Origin of the sequence: Streptomyces fulvoviolaceus (assembly GCF_000718165.1) — a bacterium.
In the GTDB taxonomy this organism is placed as follows: Bacteria; Actinomycetota; Actinomycetes; order Streptomycetales; family Streptomycetaceae; genus Streptomyces; species Streptomyces fulvoviolaceus.
Window position 1 is genome coordinate 66,681 of the sequence record NZ_JOEY01000013.1, and the last position, 13,671, is coordinate 80,351.

A 13,671-nucleotide genomic window follows, 5' to 3' on the forward strand; every position below is an offset into this window, starting at 1 on the left:
CCCCAACTCCCAACTCCCTGGAGTACGTGATGAACAAGCACCGCAAGGCGTGGGGAGCCGGCCTCGCCGCCGCCATGACGGTCACCGGGGCCGTGGTCCTCCCGGCCGCCTACGCCGAGCCCGCGGAAGCCACCGCGCCGGCCGCGCGGCAGGACTTCAACGGGGACGGCTACGAGGACCTGGCCGTCTCCGCGTCCCTCGGGACCGTGAACGGGAAGACCAGGGCCGGATACGTCGCCGTGCTGTACGGCTCGGCGACCGGCCTGAAGACCTCGACCAGGCAGGTGTTCACGCAGAACAGCGCGGGCATCCCGGGCAGTGCCGAGACCGGTGACCAGTTCGGCAGCGCGCTCACTACGGCGGACCTGGACAAGGACGGGTTCGCGGACCTGATCGTCGGCGTCGGCGGCGAGGACACGGCTGACGGGGGCACCAACTCCGGTCTGGTCGAGGTCATTTGGGGCAGCGCGAAGGGACTGTCGGGCGGCGCCTCCATCGGGCCCGGCGGCGAGGGCGACCAACTCGGCGCACAGGGGCACCTCGCGGTCGCCGATGTGGACGGCGACGGCGCGACCGACGTCCTGACCGTCGAGAACCAGCACGACCTCGCCGTCACCCGCGGCCCCTTCGCCCGGGACGGCTCCGTCTTCAACCAGGGACAGGTCGTCGTCGACAAGTACGACAGCCGCGTCCTGGACCTGGCCGTCGGCGACCTCAACGGCGACGGCATCACCGACGTGGCCGCCACCGAGAACGACGGCGACGAGTTCGACTCCCGCCGGGTCGTCTACTGGTACGGCACCTCCCAGGGGCTCACGCCGTACACGCTGGTCTACGACGTCGACGGCGCCGGACTGCAGGGCGGCGAGAGCCTCGACATCGGCGACGTGAACAAGGACGGCTACGACGACATCGTCGTGGGCCGCGCCGTCGACGGGTACGACAGCGACCTCGACACCTACCTCGCCAAGGGCGGCCGTATCGCCTGGATCCCCGGCACCAAGGACGGGCCCGACGGGGTCGCCGCGACGTTCTTCAACCAGGACCGCGAGGGCGTGCCGGGAACCGCCGAGAAGTGGGACGGTTTCGGGACCGACGTCCAGGTGGCCGACGTGGACGGCGACGGTTACGAGGACGTCGTCACGGGTGTGCCCGGCGAGGATCTCGGCTCACGGGCCGACGCGGGCGCGATCGTGACCCTGCGCGGCACCGCCAAGGGGCTGAGCGGCACAGGGTCCCGGACGGTCACCCAGAACAGCGCCGAGGTGCCGGGGACCGCCGAGAAGGGCGACACCTTCGGCCGCGCCCTGCACCTCGGTGACACCAACGGCGACGGACTCGCCGACCTCGCCGTCGGCTCGCCCGGGGAGAACGCGGGCGCCGGACTCGTGACGTTCTTCCTCTCCGGCGTGAGCGGGGTGAACACGCCGGGCAAGGCGGTCGCCGTCGGCAACTCTCTGCTCGGCACGGTCGCGACGGGCGCGCGGCTCGGCTCCGGGTTCGCCCGCTGAACAACGTTCCACAGACGGTCAACTGACGGCCCGTTGCGGCAGATCCACGTTCGTCTTGTTATACGTGTGTCGCAACGGGTCCCCTGTTGTCAGCCTACTTGTCATGCACGGGAAGGCTCACGTTCAGCGGGCGGACGGTCCCGGAGCGTGAGCTTCCCATGTCCAAGAGGCCAGCGAGGCAGGGGAGTTCGTCCGATGACCGGAAAAGCGTCACCCGACCGACGCCGATTTCTGACCGCCGGTGCCGCCGTGCTCGGCGCCGCGGCCTCCGCCCAGCTGTGGCTGCCGAATACCGCCCGAGCAGCCGAAATCCCGCTGCCCGACGGCGTGTTCAGCCTCGGTGTGGCGTCCGGCGACCCCTTGCAGGACGGCATCGTGCTGTGGACGCGGCTCGCCCCCGACCCGCTGAACGGCGGCGGCATGCCCGACAGTGTGGTCCCGGTGGAGTGGGAGGTCGCCGAGGACGAACGGTTCAGAAAGGTCGTCCGCAAGGGCACCGCCCAGGCCCGGCCCGAGTACGGACACAGCGTTCACGTCGATGTACGGGGTCTGCGTCCGGGACGTCAGTACTGGTACCGCTTCCGCGCCGACGGCCAGCTCTCGCCCACCGGCCGCACCCGCACCGCCCCCGCCTGGCACAGCATCCGCGGCAACCTGCGCGTCGCGCTCGCCTCCTGCCAGAACTGGCAGCACGGCTACTTCACGCCGTACGCCGACATGCTGTCCCAGGACCCCGACGTCGTGCTGTTCGTCGGCGACTACATCTACGAGTCGACGCCGTCCTCGGCGGGCCCCCGCCGGCACGAGGGCACCGGTGAGCCGTACACCCTCACCCAGTACCGCAACCGGTACGCCCAGTACCGCACCGACCCGGACCTCGCCGCGATGCACGCCAACGCGCCCTTCGTGGTCACCTTCGACGACCACGAGATCGACAACGACTTCGCCGGCGAGATCCCGCAGGACCCCGCCAACCAGTCGCACGACGCCTTCGTCGCCCGGCTCACCGCGGGCTACCAGGCCTACTACGAGCACATGCCGGTGCGCGCCGCCGCCGTACCGACCGGCCCGCACATCCAGATGTACCGCCGCCTGAACTTCGGCCGGCTGGCCCGGCTGAACGTGCTGGACACCCGGCAGTTCCGCAGCGACCAGGTCACCAGCCAGGCGGCCGCCCAGGACCCCTCGCTCACCATGCTCGGCGCCGAGCAGAAGGAGTGGCTGCTCGACGGGCTGAAGGACTCCCCGGCCCGCTGGAACCTCATCGCCTCGCAGATCATGATGGCCGAGACCGACATCCTGCTCGGCGAGGGCAAGCAGTGGTTCTACGACGCCTGGGACGGCTACCAGGTCGAGCGCAACGCCCTCCTGGACGACTTCAGGAGCGTGCGCAACCCGGTCGTGCTCAGCGGCGACCGCCACCTCACGATGATCAGCGACCTCAAGGTGGACTACGCCGACCCGGCCTCCACGGTCGTCGGCGCCGAGTTCGTCGGCACCTCCATCTCCAGCAACGGCGACCAGGACCAGGCGGCCTTCCACGCCCAGTGGGACCCGCTGAGGGCCGACAACCCGCACTGGAAGGTGATCGACGCCCACCGCGGCTACCACCTCCTCGACATCAGCCGCGAGGGCATCGACGCGCAGGTGAGGGTCGTCGACACGGTGGTGACGCCGCAGGCCACGCCCAGCACGCTGGCCCGGCTGCGGGTGGACGCGGGTAAGCCCGGAGTCCGGGTCGTGTGACCTCGACGTATGAATCCTGTGTGACCGGAGCCTGGGACTCATCTGTGTCCCAGGCCTCTCTCAGTCGAGTCTCAGGAATCTCTCTTACGTTCTTCTAACTATGGAGACGGACTGTACGAGACACGACACTCCGGTGAACGGCGTGATCACCCCGCTGCCCACCGGCACCCGCCTGCTGCACATCGGCCCCCACAAGACCGGCACGACCTCGATCCAGGGCGCGCTGTTCGAGGCCAAGGACACGATGGCCAAGCACGGCGTCGACTTCCCCGGCACCAGCAGACACCCGATGTCGGCGGCCCTGGCCGTCTGCTCGCGCCCCGGGATGATGGGCAACACCAAGCCCACCGAGCGGCACTGGGAGACCCTGCTGGAGCAGGTGCATGCCACCGGTAAACGCACCTCGGTGATCAGCAGCGAGTTCTTCGCCGACGCCCCGGACGACGAGACCATCGCCCGTGTGGTCGAGGACCTCGGCGGTGAGCGGGTGCACGTCCTGATCACCCTGCGCCCGCTGGCCAGGATCATGCCCTCGCAGTGGCAGCAGTACGTGCAGAACGGTCTGCGCATGGGCTACGAGAACTGGCTCACGCACATGCTCAAGAAGGCTCCGTACGAGCAGCCCAACCCCAGCTTCTGGCGCCGCCACCGGCACGACCGGCTCGTGGAGCGCTGGGTCCGGGTGGTCGGTGCCGAGCGGATCACCGTCGTCGTGGTGGACGACAGCGACCGGGGCGGTCTGATGCGTACTTTCGAGCAGCTTCTCGGACTGCCCGCCGATCTCCTGCAGCCGGTCCCGGACGCCGCGAATCGCTCACTGACCCTCGCCGAGACCGAAATGCTGCGGAATCTTAATAAGGAATTCCGTAGTAATGAACTCCCGGAGGAGCTTTATTCGCAGCTCGTCCGGTACGGCGCCATCATGCATATGAAGAACACGTGCGCTCCCGGTCCGGACGACGTGAAGATCAGTACTCCGCAATGGGCCGTCGAGGCCGCCGCCGAGATCGGCGCCGAGATGGCCGACCGGATCGCCGGAATGGGTGTGCGCGTCCTCGGTGACCCCGCGCTCCTGTCCGCCGTACCGAAGCCCGCCGGACAGTCGCGCGGCAAGCCGGTGATCGCGCCCGAGGTCGCCGCCCAGGCCCTGTACGGCGCGCTGGCCGCGGCCGCCGAGGCGCCGGTCCAGCACACCACCCCGGCCAAGGCGCGCACCGTTCACCAGACGTCTTCGAAGGAACTCGTGCGGGTACTCGGCCATCGCTGCCTGAAGCGGCTGCGACGGCGCTGAGCCGACTGCCGCCCGGTGGAGTTACGCTGAGCAATGGCTTACTCCCTGTGGAGTTACTCACAGCAATTCCACCGGCGTTCGACGGAAGGTCTCGCCAATCACCAGGAGTGCAAGGTGAATGACAGGTTGCGCGCACATATGCGGTGGACGGCGCTCACCTTGCACTGCGGTAACCCCAAGTGGGACCATTTCCAAGTTCCCTGTCGCCCCGAGGTAGGTCATCTGTGTCCCAGCACATCGCCAAGCCCCGTACCACCGCAGTGATCCTGGCCGGCGGTACCGGTCAGCGCGTGGGTCTTTCGATCCCCAAGCAGCTGCTGAAGATCGCCGGCAAGGCAGTCATCGAGCACACCCTGACCACCTTCGAGAACGCCGACTCGATCGACGACATCATCGTGCTGATGGCGCCGGGCTACGTGCCCGACATCGAGAAGATCGTCGCCAAGGCCGGGTTCAAGAAGGTCACCAAGATCATCGAGGGTGGCTCCACCCGGAACGAGACGACCGAGCGCGCGATCGCCGCCCTCGGCGAGGGCCTGGCCGAGGGCGAGGACCGCAACGTCCTGTTCCACGACGCCGTACGCCCCCTGCTCTCGCAGCGCGTGATCGACGACTGTGTGGTCGCCCTGGAGCGCTACCAGGCCGTCGACGTCGCCATCCCGTCCGCGGACACCATCATCGTGACGCGCACGCACGGCGAGGACGGCGAGTTCATCACCGAGATCCCGGACCGCTCCCGGCTGCGCCGCGGCCAGACCCCGCAGGCCTTCACGCTGTCCACGATCAAGCGCGCCTACGAGGTCGCGGCCGGCGACCCCAACTTCCAGGCCACGGACGACTGCTCGGTCGTGCTCAAGTACCTGCCGGACGTGCCGATCCACGTCGTCGCGGGCGACGAGTACAACATGAAGGTCACCCAGCCCGTCGACGTCTTCATCGCCGACAAGCTCTTCCAGCTCGCCTCGACCGCCGCGCCCGAGCAGGTCTCCGAGGAGGCCTACCGCGAGCTGCTGACCGGCAAGACGATCGTCGTCTTCGGCGGCTCGTACGGCATCGGCAAGGACATCGCCGAACTCGCCGAGTCCTACGGCTCCAAGGTCTACGCGCTGGGCCGCTCCACCACCGGCACCCACGTCGAGAACCCGGAGGAGGTCGACGACGCGCTGTCCAAGGCGTACGCCGAGACCGGGCGCATCGACTACGTCGTCAACACCGCGGGCGTGCTGCGCATCGGCAAGCTCGCCGAGACCGACAACGCGACCATCGAGGAAGCGCTGAAGGTCAACTACCTGGCCCCGGTGCAGATCGCCCGCTCCTCCTACAAGTACCTCGCCGAGACCAAGGGCCAGCTGCTCCTCTACACCTCCAGCAGCTACACCCGCGGCCGCGCCGAGTACAGCCTCTACTCCTCGACCAAGGCCGCCATGGTGAACCTCACCCAGGCCCTGTCCGACGAGTGGGCCGGCGACGGTATCCGGGTGAACTGCGTCAACCCGGAGCGCACCGCCACGCCGATGCGCACCAAGGCCTTCGGTCAGGAGGCCCCGGGCAGCCTGCTCTCGTCCGAGGTCGTGGCCCGCACCTCGCTCGACGTGCTGCTTTCCGAGCTGACCGGACACGTGATCGACGTCCGCCAGCTGGACCCGACCGCCTCGGCCGGCCAGGCCTCCGGCTTCGAGGCGGCACTGGCCAGTGTCCTCGACCGCCAGGACGGCGTGGCATAATCAAGAACTAATAGTGTTCTGTCATTCAGGCCTCTGTGGCTGCCCGTTCACGGCGCATTCGCAGGGGCCTGAGTCCGTAAATTTCCCGGAGCGTTCACAATCCTCTTTCCGGACTTTTTCGGTACTTACAACCGGCACCCCTCCCAGAGCAGGTTCTCAGTGATAACCACCGCTATTCGCGTCGCCCGGGTGGGCAGCGCGGCCGAGCTGGCCGCCGCGCTCCTCATGATCGCGGGCTACCCCGCTCTCATGGTGGCCGCGCTCGTCCCGAGCGTCCCCGCCTTCGCGGCCGCGACCGCCGTGACGTACCTGGCGGACCACTATCTGCACCGCAAGGGCAGCTATCTGATCAACCGCCTCAGCAAGGTGCGCGCGGGCCTGTCGATCCGCTTCCTGATCAGGCAGCTTCTGCTGATCCTGTTGCTGGCCCGGATGTCCCTCTCGGACAACCTGGTCTTCTACAGCGCGACCGCCTGCTTCATCGCGTTCTACGGCCTCCAGGCCCCGCACGGCGCGCTGGTCACCCTGATCCGCAACCGCCGCCGGATGCCGGTCGCCACCCGCAACGTCGACCTGGCCTCGCGCATCCGTATCCCGGACGCCCCGCCGCAGGGACTGCTGAACCGCTCCGCCGAGAAGATGCTCCACATCGACCTGGCGGCCGTGGTCGGGATACTCGTCTCCGCCGTGCTGGACTCGGCGCTGCCCGGCTTCATCGGCTGCGGTGTCACGCTGCTCGTCGGCGGGCTGTACGTCCTGGCGCTGATGCCGTACGTGCGCGGCGGGAAGACCCCGCCGAACGCCGAGAAGGTGCTGGCCGCGGTCGACGGCTGGCTGCACGAGTACAAGCCGGAGACGGTGCTGTACTTCTCCGGCTCCAAGGACTCCGTCTACCAGGTCAACATGTGGCTGGAGACCATGGAGCAGCTGGAGACCCGGCCGCTGATCATCCTGCGTGAGCGGGTCATACTGCAGAACCTCGCGCCCACCACGGTCCCCGTCATCTGCGTGCCCGGAGGGGTGCACCTGATGAACATGGACCTGTCCACGGTGCGCGTCGCGCTGTACGCGGCGAACGTCGGCAAGAACATCCACCTGCTGCGCGTGCCCACCATGAAGCACGTCTTCATCGGCCACGGCGACAGCGACAAGCTGGCGAGCGTCAACCCGTTCAGCAAGGTGTACGACGAGGTGTGGACCGCGGGCCGCGCGGGCCGCGACCGCTACGCCATCGCCGACGTCGGTGTCCTCGACGCCGACATCGCCGAGGTGGGCCGCCCGCAGCTGGCGCCGATCCGGACCTGGGAAGGCGTGCCGGAGGGTCGTATCCCCACCGTGTTGTACGCGCCCACCTGGGAGGGCTGGGACGGCGACCCGGGCAACACCTCGATCGTGCTCGCCGGCGAGAACATCGTGAAGAAGCTGGTGAAGGCCGACCCGCCGGTCCGCGTCCTGTACAAGCCGCACCCCTTCACCGGCACCGTCAGCGCCGAGGCCGGTGCCGCGCACCGGCGGCTCGTCGCCCTGATGGAGAAGGCCGCCGCCGAGCGCGCCACCGAAGCCCGCTTCACGGCCGACGAGGCCGTCCGGACGCAGGCCAAGGCCGAGCTCGCCCGCATCGAGGCCCGCGTCGCCGTGCTGGTCGGCAGCGGCGGCGACAAGGGCGACGAGGCCGACGCCACGCGTGACGGCGTCGTCGACGTCAAGAAGCACGAGGAGATCGCCCGGCTCCGGAACGAGTGGAACGACACCTACTGGCGTTCCTTCCCGGCCTGGGAGCACCGCGTCATCTCGGGCGCCGAGCCGCGCCTGTACGACTGCTTCAACGTCTCCGACGCGATGGTCTCCGACATCTCCAGCGTGGTCTCCGACTTCATCGCGAGCGGCAAGCCGTACGCGGTGACGGACTCCGCGGAGCTGGGCGTGGAGGAGTTCAAGCGGCAGAACACCGCGGTGCGCGCCGCCACGATCCTGTCCAACAGCGCCGCCGAGCTGGGCGAACTGCTGGAGGCCGTGCGTGACCGGGCCGCCGACCCGCTGGCCGAGGACCGCAGGGAACTCAAGCAGTACCTGCTCGGTCCGGACGAGCCGACGTCCATCGAGCAGTTCAACACCGCGGTGGCGAACCTGGCGATCAAGGCCGAGGCGCGCAACGTCGGCCAGGAGTCACGGGTGGCCCAGGTCGCCGAGGCCGAGGCGACCGCGGGCTGATTCCGGCGGCGGCTGCGGCTGCCACGAAACAGGGCCCGGATTTCTGAGGAGTGATCCTCGAAATCCGGGCCCTGTTTACGTATGTCCTGGTGTGCGTGTCCGTGTCTGTCGTCCGCCTGTCGGCCCTGTCGTTTCGCCATGTGAGCTGGGTCACGAAATGATTCTTCCAAGGCAACCGCTTCCCGTGGCCAACCGTCTATCAGCTTGCCAATAAGGCGATTCGGGGAGGATTTTCCGTGACTAGGGGGAAACGTGACCGTTACGCAGCCTGATGTGAGCGTGATCATCGGGGCGTACGAAGCGATGCCGTATCTCGTCGAGTGCCTGGCGTCCGTCGAGGCGCAGACCCTCGACCACGCGCGCATCGAGGTCATCGCGGTCGACGACGGCTCGACGGACGGCACCGGCGAGTACCTGGAGGAGTTCGCCGCCCGCACCTCCCTCACCGTCACGGTGATCCGGCAGGACAACTCCGGCGGCCCCAGCGGCCCGCGCAACGTCGGCCTCGGCAAGGCCGCCGGCCGCTACGTCTTCTTCCTCGACGCCGACGACCGGCTCGGCCCCGAGGCCCTGGAGCGGATGGTCGCCATGGCCGACCGCAACAACACGGACGTCGTGGTCGGCAAGGTCGAGGGGGTCAACCGCAAGCCGCCGCAGTCCATGTGGGGCAGCACGCTGGAGCGCACCGACGTCTTCTCCTCCAACATCAAGTTCACGCTGAGCGCGCAGAAGCTCTTCCGCCGCGCCCTGCTGGAACGTCACAGCATGCGCTTCGACGAGTCCCTGTGGACCGGCGAGGACGCGCTGTTCACGATGGAGGCCTATCTGCGGGCGGACGGCGTCTCCCTGATCGCCGACCACGTCTGCTACTACCTCGTGGGCCGCGAGGACGGCAAGCACGTGACGAAGAGCGGCAGCTGGACCCTGCGCTTCGACTCCGCGCGCGCCCTGATGACCCTGATCGCGGACATGGTCCCCGAGGGCCCGCGGCGCGACGCGCTCATGGTCCGCCCCTTCGTCGTCACGCTGCTGCCGCAGTTCGGCCCGAAGTTCCTCAAGAACAGCGAGAAGGTCCGGCAGCAGAAGCTCGACCTGGCGAAGCCGCTGATCGAGGCCTACTGGACCGACGAGGTCGCCCACCGCCTCAGGGTCCACGAGCGGTTGCGGGCGTACCTGCTGGCGGCGCAGCGGCCCGATCTCCTCCTGGACGTCCTGGAGTTCATCAAGAGCAACGAGACTCCCGAGGCCGTCGTCGAGAAGAAGGGCCGCCGCCTCTACCTCGCCTACCCCCACTTCCGCGACCCGGAGGCCGGCATCCCCGACTCCGTCTTCCTCGCCGAACCGCGCGAGGCCCGCGACTTCCCGGGCTACCGCGCGGGTTCCGTCGACATACTGCTGCGCCGCGCGGTCCGCAAGGCCCGCCGGATGCTGCCGGTGCGGGGGGCTAGCGCGGCAGCGTGAGGACGCCGGAGGTGGCCGCCGTCTCCCGTTCGGGTGCGGCCGGCGATTCCTGCCGCTGACCGGGAAGTTCCGCCGCCAGTCGGTCCGCCATCCGCGTGCGGTGCTCCCGCGCCACCGAACACAGCGCCTGCACGGCCGCGTTGAAGCGCACCTGCGAGGTCGGCTCGTCCGGCCCCAGCAGGCGTCGCTTCAACGCGGCCCGGGCGTCGGCCAGTTCGTCCCGCTCCGGGTGCCGTACGGCGTCCAGCAGCGCCGGCATCCCCGCCGCGTCCGGTGTCAGTACGGTCGCCGCACCGGCCGTCGGGAAGGCCGTACGGAACACGTCCTCGTCCAGCCCGCTGGTGTTGGCCACCGCGTAGGGCTTGCCGCTCGCCAGGAAGTCGCTGACCACGCTGGAGACGTCGCTGATCAGCAGGTCGGCCTGGTTGAAGCAGGTGTACAGCGCGGGCCGCGCGTCCGTGACGACCTGGTGCTCCGACGTAGGCAGGGAGGCCCAGTACGCCCGCTCCCAGGCCGCCGTCGCCCGGACCACCGCCTCGGCGCGGCCCGGCTCGGGCGTGGACTGCAGCAGCATCCGCTCGACCTGATCGGCGGCGGACCGGAAGGCGGTCGTGGTGAGCCGGTCCAACTCCTGTGTCCGACGCGCGAGTTCACCGTCGTTGGCGGGCCGCTCCCCGGTCCGCTCCCGGTTCGCCGCCCGGACCAGCTCCCGGATCCTGAGGTCCGCGGCGCCCGCCCGCGCGTCCACCGACCCGGTCAGCGGATGCGGCTTGTACAGCAGCCGTACGCCGGGATCTGCCAGCAGCGCGCGTACGAGGTTCTCGCCGGCCTCGATCACCGAGGTGTTGCCGGGGTTGCCGTCCCAGCCCTCCCAGGTGGGCGCGTAGAGAACCGTGGTGTACGGCCCGGTCGGCGGGCCCGCGTACGGCCGTACGGCATCCAGCTGCGGGCGGCCGATCTCCCGGACGTCCTTGTCCTCGACGCCGACCTCGGCCGTCGCGTACCGCTCGCGCGCCGCGGGACCGGCCACCCACACCTCGTCGTAGGCCTTCGCGTACGGGTTGCACGAGGACAGCTTGTCGCTCTCGCCGTGGTTGACGAAGGTGTGCTTGAGGGTGGGGATGCGCAGGACCTGGGAGGTCTTGCCGGAGTTCGAGGGGTGGATGAGGGCCTGGAGCGTGGACTGCTCCAGACGCATCAGGGTGGTGACCTTCGGCAGACAGATGATCGGGACGTCGGTCGCGGCGATCTTCTGCACCATGAACCGCTCGCGCAGCACGATCACCGGCCGGCCCCGCAGTTTCGCGAGCGGCTCCAGCCACATGTTCGCCTGGTACGCCGAGGACGCCCCGCCGGAGAAGTAGAGGCCGACGGTCGGCCGGTACTCGGCCAGCCACGCGTCGAACCAGTCCAGCACCTCCTGCTCACCGGCCGGACGGCGGCTCGGCAGCAGCAGTACCAGAAGGTCGTACAGGCCCTTCAGCGAGAGGCCGAGGGAGACGGCGATGCCGAAGGCCGCGTACCGCGGCTCGCCGGTCACCGCCGTGGCCAGCAGGCCCGCCGTCGACGGCATGCCGAAGACCAGCAGGCGCTGGCCGGGGCGGCGCAGCAGGGCGGACGGGGCCGGGGACAGGCGCAGGGCGGAGGCGTCGATGTTGCGGGTGACCACCGGCAGGGTGCGGATACGGCGGACCAGGACCGAGACCGCCTGGATCGCGCAGTGCAGCGTGTAGAAGACGAGCAGACCGGCCACGAGCGCGGCGTACGCCGTCTCCCGGTCCTGCTCGCTCAGCCGCAGCAGGCCGACGACGAGCAGCAGGTCGCGCAGCACGTGCCGGACGGTGATGTCCGCGTGCGACTTGGCGAACACGGACACCATGCCGCGCTGCCACCGGTGCAGCACGCCTTCGACGAGCAGGGAGGTGGCGGTGGCGGCGAGCAGCAGCGGTACGTGCGGACGCAGGGCGGCCACGGCCTGGGCGGCGAAGGCGGCCCCGAGCACGGCCACGACGAGCACTCTGGCCGTGGTCTGCCGACGGGGGAGCCGCAGGGTGGGCCGCAGTCGGGGGCGGCGGGGGGATCTGGATCTCGTCGCGAACCGCCGACGGGGGAGACGTGTGAGCACTGCGGTCACTCCAAGGTCGCAGCATGACGGACGCCCGGGTTAACGCCTGTCGACCTGTGGACGACACGCGCGTGTCCGGGCGCCTTGGAGTGGTTGCGGAGTGTAAAGGGCGGGTCGGCCGCTACTTGCCCGACTGCAGTGCCCGGCGGATCGGCCCACCCACCGCGCGCCGTGCGCGGCGGTAGACGGAGGCCTGGGGGCTGGGGGCGGGCACCGTCACCCCCTTGGCGTCGGCCTTGGCCTTCGCCAGGTCCTTCTTCAACTTGGCGTTGTCCTTGGACAGTTCCTCGACACGGCCGTGCAGCCAGCCGAAACGCGAGATGAGGGAAGCGGGGTCCGCGTCGTTCCAGGGGCGGATGCCGGCCGGGAAGGACAGGGACCGCATGCGCTCCTCGAATGCCTTGCCGCCGTCGCCGTGCGTGAAGGTGTTCTCCAGGCCGTTGCGGTCCAGGAAGGCCGTGAACTGCTCGAAGCGCTTCTGGTGACCGCCGCTCAGTGCGGTGAAGTCCGCCTCCGCGTACAGGTCTGCCGGGTCGAGGTCCGCGGTCACCTTGTCGATGGTGCGGTGCGGGATGTCGAAGTAACGGCACAGCTCCAGCGTCCGCGAGTCACCGCACAGCACGGTCGCGGGCGTGCCGGCCAGCAGCGCGGCTATGTTGCCGTGGATGCGCGAGCCGAAGGAGTAGTCGAAGTCCCGCAGGTCGTCGATCCAGGTGATCGGGTCGATGTAGACCCGGGCCTTGTCCTCCCGGTACATCGGGTGGTCGGGATGCGTCGGCATCGCCGTGATCCTGCCGTTCGGGTCCGACAGGTCCCGCCAGTACAGCTGCTGGGCGTCGCTGAGGTTCTGGCCGATGTAGCGCAGGTGCGGGTAGCGCGCGTGCGTGCGGCGGATGACCCGGTCCAGGCCCTGGGACTTCACCGCGTTGTGCGAGCCGTTGACGGCGATCCGGGAGCCGGCCGTCAGCTGCGCGGTCCGCTTGTGCACGGCGAGGTCCTTGCCGTACATGAACAGGGACGGGCAGCCGATGATCTCGACGTCCTTGAAGCCCATGTCCTTGAGGTACTTCTCGGTGAACTCGCCCCGCACGCCGATCGACGCGCTGCGGTCGAGCACCGCGGAGACGAACGCGCGCACCGACGGTTCCATGGGCTTGAGCCGCGCCGGGTTGTAGTCCAGCCCGGTCTGCGCACCGACCCCGACCACCACGACCGGGATCCTGAGCCTGCTGATCAGCTGGGTCAGCCGGTTCAACTGGGGCTCGAAGGACGGCCGGAACGCGTTCGCCAGCGGTACGACGAAGGCGTCGTACTCCTCGTTGATCCGGCTCGCCGCGGCCACGTTCGTCCTGATGCCGTTCGAGACGACCTCGCTGCGCGGGGTCTCGAGGATCTTGTGGGTGGCGTCGCTGAAGATCAGGTTGCCGGAGTTGGTCGCGATGACGTCCCGTTGGAGGGCTTCCTCGACGGGGACGGCTTCGTAGGGGCTCTTCCCCGACCTGAGGAGGATGCGCTTCGTAGGTGACACAAGGTTCAAAATATGTTTAGGAGGGCTTTGATTTCTAGACGGAACCAGTACAACCTTTTTGCCGTATGCGGCAC

8 protein-coding genes are annotated in these 13,671 nt (G+C 69.1%); 6 read left to right on the forward strand and 2 right to left on the reverse strand.

Annotated features, from left to right (window positions below):
* Positions 1-29: 29 nt before the first annotated feature.
* The 6 genes from IG08_RS0115680 to IG08_RS0115710 all read left to right on the forward strand — a co-directional run bounded on the left by IG08_RS0115680 (position 30) and on the right by IG08_RS0115710 (position 9,944).
* Complete coding sequence (locus tag IG08_RS0115680) at positions 30-1,511, forward strand: FG-GAP-like repeat-containing protein (protein WP_030601637.1); 1,482 nt, start codon at positions 30-32, stop codon at positions 1,509-1,511.
* Positions 1,512-1,706: 195 nt separating this feature from the next.
* Entirely contained in the window at positions 1,707-3,257 is a 1,551-nt protein-coding gene (locus IG08_RS0115685; protein ID WP_030601640.1) for an alkaline phosphatase D family protein, read from the forward strand.
* A gap of 100 nt (positions 3,258-3,357) precedes the next feature.
* The gene (locus IG08_RS0115690) at positions 3,358-4,548 is read left to right on the forward strand and encodes a hypothetical protein (RefSeq protein WP_030601642.1); all 1,191 of its coding nucleotides are present in this window, start codon (positions 3,358-3,360) and stop codon (positions 4,546-4,548) included.
* Positions 4,549-4,772: 224 nt separating this feature from the next.
* Positions 4,773-6,272: a bifunctional cytidylyltransferase/SDR family oxidoreductase gene (locus IG08_RS0115695; protein WP_030601645.1), complete on the forward strand. Its 1,500-nt coding sequence runs from the start codon at positions 4,773-4,775 to the stop codon at positions 6,270-6,272.
* A 159-nt stretch (positions 6,273-6,431) separates the two neighbouring features.
* A complete protein-coding gene (locus IG08_RS0115700) occupies positions 6,432-8,483 on the forward strand; it encodes a hypothetical protein (protein ID WP_030601647.1) in 2,052 nt (683 codons plus the stop codon).
* A 252-nt stretch (positions 8,484-8,735) separates the two neighbouring features.
* The gene (locus IG08_RS0115710) at positions 8,736-9,944 is read left to right on the forward strand and encodes a glycosyltransferase family 2 protein (RefSeq protein ID WP_030601650.1); all 1,209 of its coding nucleotides are present in this window, start codon (positions 8,736-8,738) and stop codon (positions 9,942-9,944) included.
* Here the strand turns inward: IG08_RS0115710 and IG08_RS0115715 are convergent.
* Positions 9,928-11,961 (reverse strand): hypothetical protein, encoded by a 2,034-nt coding sequence (locus IG08_RS0115715; RefSeq protein WP_234342888.1) that lies wholly within the window; start codon positions 11,959-11,961, stop codon positions 9,928-9,930. The two genes, IG08_RS0115710 and IG08_RS0115715, sit on opposite strands and share 17 nt — an antisense overlap.
* Positions 11,962-12,190: 229 nt before the next feature.
* Positions 12,191-13,597, reverse strand: coding sequence for a polysaccharide pyruvyl transferase family protein (locus IG08_RS0115720; protein ID WP_043454378.1), 1,407 nt, complete (start codon positions 13,595-13,597; stop codon positions 12,191-12,193).
* Between the last annotated feature and the right edge of the window lie 74 nt (positions 13,598-13,671).